Genomic DNA, 17,426 nt, shown 5'->3' on the forward strand with positions numbered 1-17,426 from the left:
GCCGCCCGGTCAGCGTCGGAGCAGGCCGGCTTCCTGGATGGCGGAGGCGACGAGCTGGCCGTCCCGGGTGAAGAAGGTGCCCCGGGAAAGCCCGCGCGCGCCGCCGACACTGGGGCTGTCCTGCGCGAACAGCAGCCAGTCGTCGGCGCGGAAGGGCCGGTGGAACCACATCGCGTGGTCGAGGGAGACCACGTCGAGGCGGCCCGGCCCGGCGCCGTAGGGCAGGCTCGCGGTGCTCGCCAGGGTCAGGTCGGACAGGTAGGTCAGCGCGCAGGCATGCAGCAGCGGGTCGTCCGGCAGCGGCTGGTCGACCCGTACCCAGACGTTCTGGCGCGGCATCCCGTCGGCAGCCGTGAGCGCGGGATCGAACGCCGGCCGGTGCGCGGCGCCCTCGGCGCCGCTCGGGATCGAACGGACGTCGATCAGCAGGAACGGCCGGTACTCGGGGGCCTCGTCGATCGGCCCCCACCAGCGGCGCAGCGTCTCCGGCAACGGGACGTCCGGTGCCTTCAGCTGGTGCTCCTCGGCGGTGTCACGCGGCCGTTGGAACGACGCCGACATCGAGAAGATGGTCTCGCCGTTCTGGACCGCGCTCACGCGGCGGGTGGAGAACGACCGGCCGTCCCGGATGCGTTCGACGAGGTACAGGATCGGCGCATCGGTGCGCCCCGGCCGCAGGAAATAGCCGTGCAGGGAGTGCATCCACCGGTCGGGCTCCACCGTCCGGCCCGCGGCGATCTGGGCCTGCGCCGCGACCTGCCCGCCGAAGGCGCGCATCGGTGCGCCGTCATGGCATGAGCCACGGAAGATGTCGCGATCGATGGTCTCCAGCGACAGCAGGTCCGCGAACTCGGGCCGCTGCGCGGTCACCGCCACCCGCCCGCCGGCACCAGAGTGGGCAACGCCTGCACGGCTACCAGCCGAAACGAAAGGATCAGGGCCACGGTTGGAGGCTACGCCGTACCCACCGCGGCCCGCTCATCCCAGCTCGCCGCGGCCCGCGCAGCCGGATCGCCGCGGCCCGCTGATCGCAACGCGCCGCGGCTCAGCCCAGCTCGCCACCGACTCCGGCGCCCGGCGTGACCAGCCCGGTCTCGTAGGCGACGACAACCGCCTGCGCGCGGTCCCGAAGCCCGAGCTTGGCCATGATCCGCGCGACGTGGGTCTTCACCGTCGCCTCGCTCAGGCTCAGTCGCGCCGCGAGCTCCGCGTTGCTCAGACCGGATGCCAGCAGCTGGAGCACCTCGAGCTCCCGCGGGGTCAGGGTGGAGAGGTCACGGTGCAGGGCGGTGCCGCGGTCGGCGCGGGCGAACCGTTCGACGAGGCGCCGGGTGATCGCCGGCGCCAGCAGCGCATCCCCGAGCCGGACCAGTCGCACCGCCCCGACAAGCTGCTCCGGGCTGACGTCCTTGAGCAGGAATCCGCTGGCGCCGGCGGCCAGCGCCGCGTAGACGTACCGGTCGAGGTCGAACGTCGTCAGGATGATCACCCGAGGCGCGCCGGTCGCCGCGGCACCGCCGAGGATGCGCCGGGTGGCCTCCAGCCCGTCCATCTCGGGCATGCGGATGTCCATGAGCACGACGTCCGGGCAGGTCCGTCGCACCGCCTCCACCGCCTGGACGCCGTTGGCAGCCTCGGCGACGACCTCGATTCCGTCGGCGGCCAGGATCATCCCGAAACCGGCGCGCACCAGCGCCTGATCGTCGACGATCACCACCCGCAGCGGCGGCGACGCTGCCTCTGCGGCTGCCGCTACCCCTACCCCTGCCGCTGCCTCTGCCGCGCCGGTCACGGTGCCGCTTCCGTCCTGACAAACACCGACCTCATACCTGACGAGGGTGTCACGGCGCGGGCACCGGGATGACGGCGGTGACACGGTACCCACCGGTGGGCCGCTCCCCGGCCTCCAGCGTGCCGCCGTACACGGCGAGCCGCTCCCGCAGGCCGATCAGCCCCGCACCGCTGCCGGCGGACGCCGCCGCGGTGGGCGTGCCACCCGAGTCGGTGACGTCGATCCGGAGCCGGTCGGGCTCGTACCCGAGGCGAACCTGGATGCGTGCCCCGGCGGCATGCTTCATGGTGTTCGTCATGGCCTCCTGCACCACCCGGTAGGCCGTCAGGTCCGCCCCGGTGGACAGCGCCGACGGCGTCCCTTCGGTGCGCACCTCGACCGCGACGCCGGCGTCACCGACCCGGGCGACGAGCCCGCCGAGCTGGCCGAGACCCGGCTGCGGCTCCAGCCCGGCCTCGGCCCGATCCGCCGGTTCCGCCATCGCCGCCGCCGCGGTCGTCTCCGCCGTCGTCTCCGCCAGCGGCATCGTCATCGTCAGCAGGCCCATCACGTGCCGCAGCTCCGACATCGCGGCCCGCCCACCCGCCTCCACCGAGAGCAGCGCCTCGCGAGCCCGGTCGGGGGCGAGGTCGAGCACCTTGCGGGCGGCCCCGGCCTGGATGACCATCACGCTGACGTTGTGCGTGACCACGTCGTGCAGCTCCCGGGCGATCCGGGCCCGCTCCTGGTCGACCGCGCGCCGGCTCGCCGTGGCCTGCTCGGCCTCGAGGCGCCGGATCCGCTGCGTCTGCCCGTGGATGGCGTTAGCCGCCAGCCCGATCGGGATCAGCAGCAGGAACGGCAGGTAGGCGGAGGAGATCTCCGGCACGTTGTGCTCGTGGCGCACGGCGACCACCGCCGCGCCGACCAGGACGCACGCGACCGCGGCTCGTCGGTGCGGGCTGTACATCGCCGCGCTGTAGGCCGCGATGAGGACCGAGATGAAGGTGAACACGGTCGTGTCGTCGCCGGTGGCACGCACGTGGACCAGCAGCGCCGGGACGAGCACCGCCGCGTAGGCGGCGAGTGGACGCCACCTGCGGGCGAGCAGCGGCAACGCGCTCAGCCCGGCGAGGACGAGCTGCCAGACCGGGGCACGCCCGGGTACCTGCTGGGCGTACTCGAACGGCCCCACCGGCGCGATCCCCGGCCAGCCCTGCCGGACCAGCGGGTCCGGTGGGTCCGGTGGGTCCGGACGTTCCGGCTGTTCTGGCCGTTCCGGCTGTCCGCGCTGTCCGCGCTGTTCTGGTTGTCCGCGCTGTTCTGGTTGTTCGACCGGGTCAGACGGTTCCACCGGGTTCCGCTGGCCCTGCGCCTGCGAGTGCTCGCCGGCGCCGGTCGACACGGGCACCCGGACGCTGAAATCACCGGACGACTGCCAGGTCGCGATCATCGTCGCCGCCGCGAGCACCACTGCCAGGATCACGTCGGCCGCCCAGGCCCAGGCCGACAGCCCGCCGGCCGGGCCGTCGACGCGGGGCCTGAGCCGCCGCCAGCGGTCACCGAGGCTGGGGCGCGTCACCGGACCAGTGTCGCAAGGCGGAACAGCCGGCACATCAACCTCAGCGGTCAGCCGGCTACATCGACGGCGTACATCCCCAGGATGACCTGCCGGTCGATCAGTCGGAAGCGGTAGCAGACCTCGCCCCCGCGGGCGACGTGCCGAGTCGCGCTCCGGGCCTACCGTCCGCGTTGACCCGACCACGTTGACGCGACTGCGGGCGCCACCGGCCGCCCCGCGGCCCGATGCGCCGGCTCTGTAACCGAGGAGGAACCCCGTCCGTGACCAGCACCGAGCCCCTCACCGAGGAGCCCGCCGCAGGAGCACCACCGGTGATCGAGCTGCGGGAGGTGACCAAGAAGTACGACTCCGGAGCGCCCGCGCTCGCCAGCCTGTCGCTGCGGGTGAGCCCCGGCGAGGCGCTCGCCGTCCTCGGCCCGTCGGGCAGCGGCAAGTCAACCCTGCTCAACCTGATCGCCGGGCTCGACCGGCCGAGTTCGGGCGCCGTCACAGTGGACGGACGCCGGGTCGACCAGATGAGTGAGACGGCGTCGGCGAAGTTCCGCCGTGGCCGCGTCGGCATGGTCTTCCAGTTCTTCAACCTGCTCGACGACCTCACCGTGCTGGACAACGTCCTGCTGCCGGCCCAGCTCGCCGGGGTGCCCCGCGCGCAGGCCCGGGATCGTGCCGTGGGCCTGCTCCGCCACCTGCGCATCGACCGGTACGCGGCGGCCTACCCCGGCCGGTTGTCCGGTGGGCAGCGGCAGCGGGTCGCGGTCGCCCGCGCGCTGGTCAACCGCCCGGCGCTGCTGCTCGCGGACGAGCCGACCGGGGCGCTCGACACCGCCGCGGGCGAGGAGGTGACGGCGCTGCTCGCCGAGCTCAACCGGGAAGGGCTGACCGTCGTGCTCGTCACGCACGACGTCCGGCTCGCCGAGGCGACCGCGACCCGTGTCATCGAGCTGGTGGACGGCGCGATCGTGCGCGACGCCGCGGTGGGCGGTGCCGCAGTGCGCGACACCGCAGTGCGCGACACCGCAGTGCGCGACACCGCAGTGCGCGACACCGCAGTGCGCGACACCGCAGTGCGCGACGCCGCGGTGGGCGCCTGATGGCGGCCGTCGGGCGGGTGGTGCGCTCCGGGGTGGCGCGCCGGCGGGTGCAGACCGCGGTGATGGTGCTGACCGTGGTCACCGCCGTGAGCGCGTCAGTCCTCGCGGCAGGCCTGCTCGTCGCTTCCCGGGCGCCCTTCGACCGCGCGTTCGCCCGGCAGGCCGGGGCGCACCTGACCGCGCGGTTCGACGCCGGTGCCGTCCATACCGACACGCTGGCCGCGACCCGTTCTCTTCCAGGCGTCGCGGCCGCGGCCGGGCCGTTCCGCACGCTGTCCACCCGCCCCACCGCGGTCACCCTGCCCGACGGCGGCAGCCTGAACATTCCGGACGGACAGCTGCCGCTGCTGACGTTGGTCGGCCGCTCGGCGGCGGACGCGACCGGCCAGGTCGACAAGGTGATCCTGGTCGACGGCCGTTGGCCGACCGGGCCGGGTGAGATCGTGCTCGACGCCGGGGCCTCGCTGCCGCCGTTGACAGGACTGAAGCTCACGTTCGCCGATCTGCCGGGTGCTCCGGTTCTCACGGTTGTCGGCCGGGGCCGATCCATGACGCACAGCGCGTCCGGCTGGGTCACGCCGGATCAGCTCACGGCCCTGGCGCAGGCACCGGAGTCGGCGGGTTACCAGATGCTCTACCGGCTCACCGCGGCCGCCACCGAAGCCGAGGTCCAGGCCGGGCGGGACGCGATCAGCGCGGCGCTGCCGGCCGGCACGATGACCGGCTCGCAGTCCTATCTGCCCGTCCGCAGGAGCGCGCTTGCGGACACCACGGTCTACGTCCCGTTCGTCGCCGCCTTCGGGCTGCTGGCGCTCGCGATGTCCGCACTGATCATCGGCATCGTGGTCAGCGGGGCGGTGGGCGCCTCGACCTGGCGGATCGGAGTGCTCAAGGCACTCGGCTTCACGCCCGTCCAGGTCGTGCGGGCCTACGTCGGCCAGGCTCTGGTACCGAGCGCGGTCGGCACGGGACTCGGACTGCTGCTGGGCAACCTCGCGGCGGTCCCGATCCTCCACCAGCAGGCTTCGGCCTACCAGGTGGGGGCGCAGACCATTGCGCCCTGGGTCGACATCGCCGTCGCCGGCTGGGTCCTCCTCCTCGTCGGCCTCGCCGCGCTGCTCGCCTCGGCGCGGGCGGGCCGGCTGCGCGCGATGGACGCGATCGCGGTCGGCCGGGCGCCGCGTGCCGGCCGCGGCCAGCTGGCGCAGCGGTTGACCGGCCGGCTTCCGCTGCCCCGCCCGATCGCCCTCGGACTCGCGGCCCCGTTCGCGCACCCCGCCCGCTCGGCGGTGCTCGCGGCCGCGGTGTGCCTCGGTGTGGTCGGAGCGACGTTCGCCGTCGGCCTCGGCGCCACGCTCACCACGCTCACCGAGGACAACGGCGCGGATGGCCGCGGCGACGTCCTGATCGACATGGGGGGCATGCTGGCCGCGGGTGACGGCGTCGCGGCCGTCGAGACCCGCGGGAAGCCGGGGAACCAGGCGGGCCCGGCCGGCGGGGCGGGCGGCGGCAGCCCGGTCGGCGGCGGCGGTCCGGCACAGGAGCCGGACCCACGGGCGGCGGCAGCGGCGATCTCCGCCGCGCCGGGCACGGAGCGCTTCTACGGAACCGCCGAGACCGAACTGTCCGCGCCGGCGATCGCCGGCCCGCTTCAGGTCACCGCCTACGACGGCGACGCCTCCTGGGCGAGCCTTCCGATGATCTCCGGCAGGTGGTTCGGCGGACCCGGCGAGGCCGTCGTCGACACCCGGTTCCTGCGCGCGGCGAACACCGAGGTCGGAGGAACGGTCACCCTCGACGGCGGCGGGCGCACGGTCACGCTGCGGATCGTCGGCGAGTTCTTCGACCTTCATGCCGACACCATCGATCTGAGGACCGACATGGGCTCGCTCGCGAGCCTCGGGCTCGGCCTGGCCCCGAGCAGGTTCGACGTCGATCTCAGGCCCGGCACGGACGCCGTGCAGTACCTGGCGCGGCTGCGGCCGGACCTCGAGGCCGCCGGCGCGATGGGCCAGACGAACGAACCCGCGCCCGGCAGCACGATCATCATCATGAAATCGCTGATCACGATGCTGACCCTGATGATCGCCGCCGTGGCGGTGCTCGGCGTCCTCGACACGGTCGTGCTGGACGTCCGACGCCGGGTGCGGGACTTCGGCATCCTCAAGGCGCTCGGCATGACGCCGCGCCAGACCATGGTGGTGATCGTGACCTCGGTCGCCGGCATCGGGCTGCTGGCCGGGTTCGTCGGCGTACCCACCGGGATCGCCCTGCACCACTTCGTCGTGCCCAGGATGGGTGCCACCGGCGGCACCAGCGTCCCGGCCCGCTATCTCGACGTCCTGCGGCTGCCGGAACAGCTGGGCCTGCTCGCCGGCGGCCTCGTCATCGCCGTCGCGGGAGCGCTGGCACCCGCCGGGTGGGCGGCGGGAAGCAGGACCGCGACGGCCCTGCGCTCCGAATAGCCCGCGCTCCGAATAACCCTCCGGAGCCCGCCGCCGACGCCTGCCGCGGCTGATCGACCGCGGCTAGTCGCCGGTGGTGGGCTCCGGTGCGCCCCCGAAAATGCTGTTGCAGAACAGCAGGTAGAACTGGTCGGGCTGGGGCACGTACTCAAGCTTCTCCAGCTCGCTCTTGTGGTCGCCCTCGGTCTCCAGGGCGAACGTGCCATAGCCGAGCACCCGGCCGTTGGGATCGAGGGTGTAGGAGAGGTCCGTGATCTTCGACATCGGAATGCTCTGCACCTTGAGGGAAATGATGCCGGACACCTTGACAAACCGCGAGTTCGTGACAAGCAGGATCGTGCAGTACCAGGTGAGCATGCGCCACAGCAACCGCAGGACCGCGGCGAGCGCACCCCACCACAACAGCGTGATCAGGATGCCGCCGCCCCGGCCATGGGCCGCCGCGTAGATGTTGAGTGCCACGACGCCCACGAGGACCGCGACCGTCTCGAGTACCACCCGAGCTAGAACCACCCAGTGCAGTCTAATCCGGACAATTGCCTGCTCATTCGCCGCCAGAAATCGGTAATTACGCACGCAGAGCTCGCCCCCGTCTCCACACTTTGCCACATGATCGCACATTTCGGGCGCCGCTGACCACCCCGAAGGAGATCCGACTCCAAGGACCGCGGGCGAAGCCGGCACATGGCCGGGTCGGCGTGAAACGAATCGCGCTCCGGAACATTCGTCCGAGCTGCCAGCCCGCCATTGGAACCGGCATTGAACCGCGGCCCCGCCGACCCGGCAGCGACAATGTCGGGACAGCGACATTGACATCACCACCGAAGCCGGCGATGATCACTCATCTCCGTCGGCTCGGCGGTTTGGAGTCAGCCACCCGCGGGTAACGGGCCCCCGAGGCCCCACGGTGAGATACCGCGGCCCGGCGGATAGCGCACCCCCACCGCCGGGCGGCCCGGGGGTAGCTCCGCCAGGTGGCTCGACGGTGAATCGAAGGAAAATTTCCGTCGACGAAATCGACAGCTCGAAACCATGGCGAGAACACATTTCCCAACGACGGCAACCCGCGCTCACCGGGGTAGTCGATCTTGGTATTGTTGCCGCGAAAGTGTTCAGCCTGCGGAGTTCGGTGGATGGATCACAGCCGCGAACTCCACTCCAGGGGGAGAGCTCACAGGTGATCGGGATGCCAGGTTTACGGCGCGCCTGACGTACGGCGACACGACCCGATCCCACTTTTCTTTCGAGACCACCAGCCAGGGGGCCTGATGCTCTCCCGCCGTCGGACGCTGTGCGCTGCACTCTCCGCGGTCATCCTCGGCACGGCGAGCCTGCTCGCCGGATGCACGTCGCCCGAGGCAAGCGCGGCCGTCGGCTGCACCGCGCCCGGTGTGACCGACGACCAGATCAGCCTCGGCGTACTGGTCCCGGACTCGGGGCCGGCCGCGGAAGGCTTCACGAACTCGCTGGCCGGGGTCGAGGCCCGCCTCGGCGCGGTGAACGCGGCCGGGGGCGTGAACGGCCGCAAGGTCGTCTACCAGTGGCGCGACGACAAGGGCTCGGCAACCGGAAACGATCTCGGTGCCCGCGAGCTCGTCGAGCGCCAGCAGGTCTTCGGGCTGGTCGAGCTGTCGGTGGCGGCCTCGGCGAGCGCGGCCTACCTGGCCGGCCAGGGAGTTCCCGTGACCGGGCTGGCCAACGAGCCGGTCTGGTCGACGATGCCGAACATGTTCGCCTTCACCTATGTGACCGGCGCGGCCGTCGACACACAGGGACGCTTTGTGAGTTCCCAGGGCGGTACCCGTGCGGTGATCCTGCAGCCCGCACTGTCGGCGGGCATGACCGAGACCGGGCAGAAATACGAGGCCAGTATGAAGGCCGCCGGCGTACGCGTGGTCGACATCGTCAACTTCACCTCGGGTGTGGACACGCCGACCGCGGTTGCCAAAAGAGTCGTCTCGGCAAAGGCCGACACGATTATCAGCCTCATTTCCCCGGAGAATCTCATCGGCGTCCTCAACCTGCTGCGGCAGGCCGGTCGCGCGCCGAAGGTGGTTCTTTCGACCAACGGCTACGGCCGGGAGCTGCTGCAGAACTTCGGGGCGCAGGCGGCGGGAATCACCATGCCGCTGGTTTACCGGCCGTTGGAGCTCGGCGGCCCGGCGACCGAGGCCTACCTCGACGCGATGACGCGGTACGCACCGCAGGTCACCCATCCCGAGAACGACGCCTCGGTACTCGCCTACATCGCCACCGACATCTACCTGGAGGGCCTGCGCCTGGCCGGGGCCTGCCCGAACCGCCAGGGCTTCATCGGGCGGCTGCGCGCGGTGAACAGCTACGACGCCGGCGGCCTGATCAGCCCGATCAGCTTCCGCACCGACGCGCTCCGGCCGACCACGTGCTACTCCTTCGTGCAGGCCAACGCGGCCGGCAACGGGTTCCTGGTGGTCGAGCCGGATCTGTGTGGCAGCGCGATCAGCCCCTGATCAGGGTCACTGATCAGCGCCGTCGACGGACCGGCGGACCGATGTTCACCCAGAACGGATTCGCCGTGGGCTCCTTCCCTGAACCCGGGTTGGGCGCCAGACTTCGTTGTTGTGAGCATCCTCGACGACGCCCTTGAGGGCATGGACCTCGACGTCCGACCGCAGGACGACCTCTTCGGCCATGTGAACGGCAGATGGCTCGTCGAGGCGGAGATCCCTTCGGACCGTTCGAGCTGGGGCCCGTTCGTACAGCTCGCCGACGCCGCCGAACAGCAGGTCCGCGACATCATCGCCGACCTCGCCGCCCAGGACCCCGCCGCCCAGGGCGAGGAGACGCGGAAGATCGCCGACCTCTACAACTCCTTCCTGGACTTCGACGCGGTCCAGGCGCTCGGCCTCGACCCGGTACGTCCGCTGCTGGACGCCGCCGGGGCGCTGCGTGACGTCCAGGGCCTCGCCGCCTTCCTCGGCGGCTTCGAGCGGATCGGCGGCAACGGGCTGTTCGGCTCCTATGTCGACACCGACGACCGCAACTCGGACCGTTACCTGTTCCATCTGCGGCAGGGCGGCCTCGGCCTGCCCGACGAGTCGTACTACCGCGACGACCGGTTCGCCGAGATCCGCGAGAAGTACGCCGCCTACCTGGCCCGCATGTTCGAGCTCGCGCAGCTGCCCGACCACGAGGAGGCCGCGCAGCGGATCCTCGCCCTGGAGACCCTGCTCGCGAAGGGCCACTGGGAGCGGGCCGAGACCCGCGACGTCCAGAAGACGTACAACCTCATGACCACCGCCGAGCTGGCGGCGCTGTGCCCCACCTTCGACTGGGACGCCTACGTCACCGCGCTGGGCGGTCAGCTGACCGGCCCGCACGCCACACTCGCCGAGGCGTGCGTGCGGCAGCCGTCGTTCTTCGAGCACCTGTCGATCGTGCTGAGCGACACTCCGGTCGAGGTCTGGCGCGAGTGGCTGGCGAGCCGGGTGCTGCGCGCGGCCGCACCGTATCTTTCCGAGCCGTTCGTCCAGACGAACTTCGACTTCTACGGCCGCACTCTCAGCGGCGCGCCCGAGCCGCGGGCGCGTTGGAAGCGCGGGGTGTCGTTCGTCGAGACGGCGATCGGTGAGGCCGTCGGCCGGGAGTACGTCGCCCGCCATTTCCCGCCGCAGGCCAAGGCCCAGATGGACAACCTCGTCGCGAACCTGCTCGCGGCCTACCGCGAGTCGATCTCCCGGCTGGACTGGATGACCGAGGAGACCAAGCGGCGCGCCTACGAGAAGCTCGAGACGTTCCGGCCGAAGATCGGCTACCCCGACCGGTTCCGGGACTACTCGGCCCTGCAGGTGCGCCGGGACGACCTGGTCGGCAACGCGCAGGCCGCCGCCGCGTTCGAGACGGACCGGGAGCTCGCCAAGATCGGCTCGCCGGTCGACCGGGACGAGTGGTTCATGCTCCCGCAGACGGTCAACGCCTACTACAACCCGGGCACCAACGAGATCTGCTTCCCGGCCGGCATCCTGCAGAAGCCGTTCTTCAGCCCGGACGCCCACCCGGCCGAGAACTACGGCGGCATCGGCGCGGTCATCGGGCACGAGGTCGGCCACGGCTTCGACGACCAGGGGGCGCAGTACGACGGCGCCGGCAACCTCAACGACTGGTGGACCCCGGCCGACAAGGCCGCCTTCGAGGTGAAGTCCAAGACGCTGGTCGAGCAGTACAACGCGCTCGAGCCGCGCAACCTCCCCGGGGAGAAGGTGAACGGTGCGCTCACCGTGGGTGAGAACATCGGTGACCTCGGTGGCCTGACCATCGCGCACACCGCGTACATCATCGCCACCGGCGGCGAGGCGTCCCGGGACGACCGGCGGCGGCTGTTCATGAACTGGGCCTATGTGTGGCGCACCAAGCGCCGCCTCGAGCTCGAGCGCCAGTACCTCGCCACCGACCCGCACAGCCCGCCGGAGCTGCGGGCCAACATCGTGCGCAACCTCGACGAGTTCCACGAGGTCTTCGGCACCGCCCCCGGCGACGGCCTGTGGCTCGACCCGGACGAGCGGGTCCGCATCTGGTAGCTGGGCGAATCCGGGCCCCGCCACCTCGGCTGGCGTTGCTACCGAACAAGAAGTGAGGATTTTGGTCGTCGCGACGACCAAAATCCTCACTTCTTGCGGATTGCCAGGTGACCCTGCGCCCCTTTTGCCCCTCTTAATGGGATTTGTTGACGCTGCGCGGCGGTACAAGGTCCCCGGTGGGCGGCCGTGCGGCGGGTGGCCCGGTCTCAGCCAGCGGCGTTCGTCCCGTCCGCGCGCAGCACGCCACGGCGGATCAGCTCGCCGATGACCTCCTCGGCCGCCGCGCGGGCGTCGGCGAGGCGGGCCCGCGCCGCCGCCTGAGAGTGACCGGCGACGATGGCGTCGACGACGCGCCGCTGAGCCTCGACGACCTCCTCGGGTGTGCGCCGGTCGCTCTCCCGCGCGGCCCAGGCGAGGAAGCCGCCTACGCCCTGTAGCTCGGCGAGCAGGCGTGGGGTCGCACCCGCATCATGCTGCAGCTGGACGATCTCGGCGACGAGATCCTTCGTACGGGTGCCGGTCACCGCTGCGTCGGCCCGTCCGTCGGCTGACGCACCGTCGGCAGACGCACCGTCGGCAGACGCACCGTCGGCAGACGCACCGTCGGCAGACGTACCGCCAGCGGACGCACTGTCGACAGATGCACTGTCAGCCAGCGCCTGGAGGAGGTCCTGGAGCCGGGCGAGCACCCGCGGGTCGCGGTCCTTCGCGACCCGCGCCGCCGCGACCCCGCTCAGCACGCCCAGGACGTGGAAGTCCGCGCGCAGCGTGCCGGCGTCGAAGTGCGCCACGATCGCCACCCGGTGCATCCGGGTGGCGATCAGCCCGTCCCGCTCGAGCAGCACGAGTGCCTCGCGGACCGGGGTGGGGCTCACCCCGAGCGCCGTGCCGATCCGTTCGACGTCGATCCGGTCGCCGTGCCGGAGACTGCCCGCGAAGATCTCCCGCTGCACGTACTCGACAACCGCGGCGCTTGTTCTGGTGCGCCGCAGCGCGGCTGGGACAACCACCTGACCATCGTGACCACCACGGGTAGCAAACGTCAATTAAGTATCCAAAATTGTAGATTGCCAGCGGTACAGAGTGAACGTACACTCATGTTCGCGTGAGCGCGGCAACGGCCGCACCGACCCAAGGAGGCCCTGAATGGCGGGACTGGCTGGTCTGCGCGTGGTGGACGCCGACGCCCACATGACCGAACGCCATGACCTGTTCACCGAGCGCGCGCCGAAGGGGTACGAGGACCGGGTCCCCCACGTCGAGAAGATCGACGGCATGGACATGTGGGTCATCGAGGGCAAGACCTTCGGCAAGGCAGGCTCGGGCGGCACCGTCGACCACGACGGGAAGAAGCACGCGTTCCGCGACTCGCAGGGCGGCTCGTGGGGCATCAAGGACGTCCACCCGGCTGCTTGGGACCCGAAGACGCGCCTGGCCCTGATGGACGAGCTCGGCATCCAGGCCCAGGTCCTCTACCCGAACGCCATCGGCATCGGCGGCCAGAACCTGCGCAACTCGGTCAAGGACGAGGTACTTCTCCGGCTGTGCGTCGAGCTGTACAACGACGCGATGGCCGAGGTGCAGGCCGAGTCCGGCAACCGGCTGCTCCCCATGCCGATCATGCCGGCATGGGACATCGCGGCCTGCGTCCGCGAGGCCGAGCGCTGCGCCGCGCTGGGCTACCGCGGGGTCAACATGACCGCCGACCCGCAGGACTCCGGCTCCCCCGACCTCGGCCACCCCGACTGGGACCCGTTCTGGGAGGTCTGCGCCGGGCTGAAGCTGCCGGTGCACTTCCACATCGGCGCCAGCCAGACCTCGCTGTCGTACTTCGGCACCACCTACTGGCCCAGCCAGGACAACTACGTGAAACCCGCCATCGGCGGCGCCTCGCTGTTCCAGAACAACTCCCGGGTGCTGCTCAACAGCGCCTACTCCGGCATGTTCGACCGGCACCCCAACCTGAAGATGGTCTCCGTCGAGAGCGGCATCGGCTGGATCCCGTTCATGCTCGAGGCGATGGACTACGAGCTTGCGGAGAACGCCCCCAAGCACGCGGAGAAGCTGAACAAGCTGCCCTCGGAGTACTTCCGCGACAACTGGTACGCCACGTTCTGGTTCGAGACCGGCCGCGGCGACCTGCAGCACCTCATCGACCAGGTCGGCGAGGACACCATCATGTTCGAGACGGACTTCCCGCACCCGACCTGCCTGCACCCGGACCCCATCGGTCTGGTCAGCGAGAAGATTCTGACCCTGCGCCCGGAGACGCAGGAGAAGGTCATGGGCGGAAACGCCGCCAAGCTCTACCGGATCTGACGACTCGTCGACGGATTGGGCGGCTGGGACACCTGGAACGAGCAGTGACCCGGCCGCCCACCCGGCACCCCCAGCACAGATCTGCCCAGCTCAGGGCACCAAAAGATAAACGAACACTAACTTATTGTTATCCTGAGTGAACCGACCAATCGGGCGCACAGGAGCCAAGGAAATGACCGATACGACGACCCCCACCACGGGGGCCATTGACGCGGAGTGGGTCGAACAGCATTTCGATCACCTCTCCCCCGAGCTCGCCCGCGACCTGCATCCCGCGTTAGCGCTGGCTCGCTCAAAGTGCCCGGTCGCCCACAGCGATCAGCACGGAGGATTCTGGGTCGCGAGCGCCTACGAGGACGTTCTGAAGGTCGCCCAGGACTGGCAGACCTTCAGCTCCGAGCTGGGCATCACGGTGCCACGTCAGGGTGAGCAGCGAAAGGTCCTCCCGGTCACGATCGACCCGCCGCTGCAGCGCACCTTCAAGAAACTGATCAACATTCACTTCCGCCCGGCGACCGTCGCCGCCTGGGAATCAGCGACCCGCGATCTCGTGAACCGCCTCATCGACGGATTCATCGAGGCCGGTGAATGCGAGTTCATGGAGGCCTTCGCCCGGCCGCTGCCCGGCATGGCCTTCTTCGACCTGGCCCTGCACGCACCCGCCGAGGACCTCGAGGAGGTCAACCGGCTGGCGACGCTCGCCTCGTCACCGCACCTGCCGGAATCCCGCGAGTCGCACGGAAAGCTGGCCCTCTGGATCAAGGACTTCCTCGAGGAACGGCGGCGGTCCGGCCCGCGCGACGACGTCGTGGACGCGGTGATGAACGCGGAGATCGAGGGCCGGCCGATCACCCTCGAGGAGGCGATCGGCACCATCCACCTGCTCATTCTCGGCGGCCTGGAGACGACCGCGGGCGTGCTCGGCGCCTCGCTGCTGCGCTTCTGCGCGCACCCGGAGATCCCGGCCCTGCTGCGCGAGCAGCCGGAGCTGATCCCCAAGGCGATGGAGGAGCTCCTGCGCCTCGACGGGTCCTTCATCTGCATCGGCCGCACCGCCAGGAACGACACCGAGCTCGGCGGCAGGCAGATCAAGGCAGGTGAGCAGGTGCTCATCTACTGGGCGTCCGCCAACCGGGACGAGGGCGAGTTCACCAACCCCGACGAGTTCGACGTCACCCGGGAACAGAACCGGCACATCGCGTTCGGCGCCGGGCCGCACCGCTGCGCCGGCTCCAACCTCGCCCGGATGAACCTGCGCATCGCGTACGAGGAGATCGTCCGCCGGCTGCATGACATCCGGCTGCAGCCAGGCGCGGACGTCCACTACCACTCGACCTTCAACCGGGCACCGCTGTCGGTGCCGATCACCTTCCGCCCCGGCCCCCGGGTCTTCCCGGCGGACTCGTAGCCACGACGTTGAACAGGTCGGCGGCGGAGGACAGGTCGGACAGGTCGACGATGGCAGCCGGGTCAGCGGAGACAGGGGCTCAGACGGCGGCCGAGGCGGCGGACATCCAGGCCGCGGTCGCCGGGCTCACCGTGCCCGGACTACTCGCGCGGCAGTGCCGGACTCGGCCCGACGAGGCCAGCGTGCACTGGCGGGACGGGGACAGCTGGCGCGCCTGGTCGTGGCGGGAGTACGGCGCGCAGGTCGCCCGGATCGCGGGAGCGCTGGAACGGCTCGGGTTCCGCCGCGGTGACCGGGCGGTGCTCCTGACCCACCCGGGCCCCGAGTTCCACGTGCTGGACTCGGCCGTGCTCCTGCTCGGCGGATGCCCGATCTCGATCTACAACTCGTCGCCGCCCGAGCGGATCCGCCACCTCGTCGCGCACGCGGGCGCGAGCGTCGTCGTCGTGGCGGATCGTGTGCTCCTCGACAGGGTCCTGGCCGTCCGCCATGCGTTACCGGGGCTGCGGCACGTCATCGTGCTGCGCCCCGGCACCGGCGACCCGGCCGACGCCCCGGGCGGCGACCCGGTCGGTGACCTGGGCGGCGGCACGCCGGCCAGCGGCACGCCGACCGAAGGCCCGCCACCCGGTGGCGTGCTGCGTGACAGCGTGCCGCGTGACGGTATGCCGCGTGACGGTATGCCGCGTGACGGTGTGCTGCCCGATGGCGTGCTGAGCTGGACGGACCTGCTCGAAGCCGAGCCGGTGAACCTCGCCGGGCGGGCGGCGCTGGCCCGGCCCGAGGATCTCGCCACCGTCATCTACACCTCCGGCACGACCGGGCTCCCCAAAGGCGTACTGCTCGACCAGCGGGCGGTGCTGTGGCAGTGCGAGAGCTACCGCCGCCGGCTCGACCGAGACCTGACCGGTGCCCGCTGGATCAGCTACCTGCCGCTCGCCCACATCGCCACCCGCTTCTACGCCCAGTACTGCCACGTCTACGCCGGGCTGGAGGATGTCGTCTGCCCCAACCCGGCCGACGTCGCCTCGGTGCTCCCGGACCGGCCGCCACAGCTGTTCTTCGCCCCGCCCTACCTGTGGGAGCGGTTCCTGGGCGAGCTGCGGGCCTGGGTCGGCTCCCTCGGGGACCCGGCGCTGGCGGACCGGTACCGGCGCGCGCTGGAGCTCGGCCAGCGGGTCGCGCTGCTCGGGTTCGCGGGCGAGGCGATCCCCGACGAGCTGGCCGGCGAGCATGCCCGACTGCGACCGGCCGCCCGGGAGCTGCGTGCCCGCCTCGGCCTCGGTGACCTCTGGACGGGCGCGATCGGCGCCGCGCCGGCGAACCCGTCGCTGCTGGCCAGCTGGATCGGCCTGGGCGTGCCGATGTTCGAAGGCTATGGCCTGTCCGAGTCGACCGGCATGCTCACCGTCGACCCGTTCGCGTACCGGCCCGGCACCGTCGGCCGGCCCATGCCGGGTGTCGAAGTACGCCTCGACGACGACGGTGAGCTGCTGTTCCGCTCCGGGGCAGCGTTCCGTGGCTACCTCGACGACCCCGCGCTGACCAGCGCCACGGTCGATCGGGATGGCTGGGTCCGCACCGGCGACCTCGCCTCCCTCGACGATGGCTACGTCGTCCTGCGGGGGCGCAAGAAGGAGCTTCTCATCACGGCCGGCGGGGAGAACGTCTCACCGGTCGCCGTCGAGATGGCGCTCGCCGCGCAGCCGCTCGTCGGGCAGGTCTGCGTCGTCGGCGACGGCCAGCCGGGCCCGGGGGCGCTGGTCATCCTGGACGCGCAGGCCACCGAGCAGTGGGCCACCGAGCGCTGGGCCGCCGAGCACTGGGCCACCGGGCAGGGCGTCGTGGGCCACGACCCGGCCGAGCCGGTTCGGCCGGCCACGCCGGTCGAGCTGGCCGACCTGGCCGACCTGGCCGCGCATCCGGACCTGCTCGCAGAGCTGGCCCGGCAGATCGGCGCGGCGAACGAAACCCTGGTCCGGCCGGAGAAGGTCCGCCGATTCCGCGTGCTGGCGGCCGAATGGCTGCCGGACTCCGACGAGCTCACGCCGACCGCGAAGCTGCGCCGCGCCCAGATAGCGGCCAAGTACGCCGCGGACATCGCCGCGATGTTCGCCGCCCCGCCGAACGTTCCCGCCACCCCCCTACGGCCCGCGGACACTCCCTCTTCCGGACGTCCGTCCGCCACCGACTGGTAACCGTCCGGCCAGGCCAGGTGTGCAGGCTCGGTGACG

At 71.2% G+C, this 17,426-nt stretch carries 12 protein-coding genes; 7 read left to right on the forward strand and 5 right to left on the reverse strand.

The features are described 5' to 3' along the window. Nucleotides 1–9: 9 nt before the first annotated feature. The 3 genes from ACG83_RS28615 to ACG83_RS28625 all read right to left on the reverse strand — a co-directional run bounded on the left by ACG83_RS28615 (nt 10) and on the right by ACG83_RS28625 (nt 3,353). Nucleotides 10–876 carry an acyl-CoA thioesterase II gene (locus ACG83_RS28615; protein WP_054569358.1) on the reverse strand — a complete coding sequence of 289 codons (867 nt, stop codon included), beginning with the start codon at nt 874–876 and terminating at the stop codon, nt 10–12. 169 nt (nt 877–1,045) lie between these two features. Beyond that, nucleotides 1,046–1,717, reverse strand: coding sequence for a response regulator transcription factor (locus ACG83_RS28620; RefSeq protein ID WP_054569359.1), 672 nt, complete (start codon nt 1,715–1,717; stop codon nt 1,046–1,048). Nucleotides 1,718–1,841: 124 nt separating this feature from the next. Further along, the gene (locus tag ACG83_RS28625; RefSeq protein WP_235498245.1) at nt 1,842–3,353 is read right to left on the reverse strand and encodes a sensor histidine kinase; all 1,512 of its coding nucleotides are present in this window, start codon (nt 3,351–3,353) and stop codon (nt 1,842–1,844) included. A 260-nt stretch (nt 3,354–3,613) separates the two neighbouring features. On the opposite strand from ACG83_RS28625, the gene ACG83_RS28630 reads away from it, so the two are divergent. Continuing rightward, on the forward strand, nt 3,614–4,444 hold the full coding sequence (locus ACG83_RS28630) for an ABC transporter ATP-binding protein (protein WP_054569360.1): 831 nt from the start codon (nt 3,614–3,616) through the stop codon (nt 4,442–4,444). Next, nucleotides 4,444–6,909 carry an ABC transporter permease gene (locus tag ACG83_RS28635; protein WP_054569361.1) on the forward strand — a complete coding sequence of 822 codons (2,466 nt, stop codon included), beginning with the start codon at nt 4,444–4,446 and terminating at the stop codon, nt 6,907–6,909. Before ACG83_RS28630 ends, ACG83_RS28635 begins: the two co-directional genes overlap by 1 nt. A 63-nt stretch (nt 6,910–6,972) precedes the next feature. Here ACG83_RS28635 and ACG83_RS28640 read toward each other — a convergent pair whose 3' ends face one another. Further along, a complete protein-coding gene (locus ACG83_RS28640) occupies nt 6,973–7,407 on the reverse strand; it encodes a PH domain-containing protein (RefSeq protein WP_232295383.1) in 435 nt (144 codons plus the stop codon). 770 nt (nt 7,408–8,177) lie between these two features. On the opposite strand from ACG83_RS28640, the gene ACG83_RS28645 reads away from it, so the two are divergent. Together ACG83_RS28645 and ACG83_RS28650 are read left to right on the forward strand one after the other, a co-directional pair. Then, on the forward strand, nt 8,178–9,398 hold the full coding sequence (locus tag ACG83_RS28645; protein WP_054569362.1) for an ABC transporter substrate-binding protein: 1,221 nt from the start codon (nt 8,178–8,180) through the stop codon (nt 9,396–9,398). A gap of 111 nt (nt 9,399–9,509) precedes the next feature. Further along, complete coding sequence (locus ACG83_RS28650; RefSeq protein ID WP_054569363.1) at nt 9,510–11,465, forward strand: M13 family metallopeptidase; 1,956 nt, start codon at nt 9,510–9,512, stop codon at nt 11,463–11,465. 206 nt (nt 11,466–11,671) lie between these two features. Here ACG83_RS28650 and ACG83_RS28655 read toward each other — a convergent pair whose 3' ends face one another. Beyond that, nucleotides 11,672–12,475, reverse strand: a complete 804-nt coding sequence (locus tag ACG83_RS28655) for a GntR family transcriptional regulator (protein WP_054569364.1) — start codon at nt 12,473–12,475, stop codon at nt 11,672–11,674. Between the two features lie 136 nt (nt 12,476–12,611). Between ACG83_RS28655 and ACG83_RS28660 the strand changes: the two genes are divergently transcribed. The 3 genes from ACG83_RS28660 (at nt 12,612) to ACG83_RS28670 (ending at nt 17,390) form a co-directional block, all read left to right on the forward strand. Next, a complete protein-coding gene (locus tag ACG83_RS28660; RefSeq protein WP_054569365.1) occupies nt 12,612–13,784 on the forward strand; it encodes an amidohydrolase family protein in 1,173 nt (390 codons plus the stop codon). Between the two features lie 172 nt (nt 13,785–13,956). Next, nucleotides 13,957–15,192, forward strand: coding sequence for a cytochrome P450 (locus tag ACG83_RS28665; protein WP_054569366.1), 1,236 nt, complete (start codon nt 13,957–13,959; stop codon nt 15,190–15,192). 50 nt (nt 15,193–15,242) lie between these two features. Continuing rightward, nucleotides 15,243–17,390, forward strand: coding sequence for a long-chain fatty acid--CoA ligase (locus tag ACG83_RS28670; RefSeq protein WP_054569367.1), 2,148 nt, complete (start codon nt 15,243–15,245; stop codon nt 17,388–17,390). Nucleotides 17,391–17,426: the final 36 nt, after the last annotated feature.

This window comes from Frankia sp. R43 (genome assembly GCF_001306465.1).
GTDB lineage: Bacteria > Actinomycetota > Actinomycetes > Frankiales > Frankiaceae > Parafrankia > Parafrankia irregularis.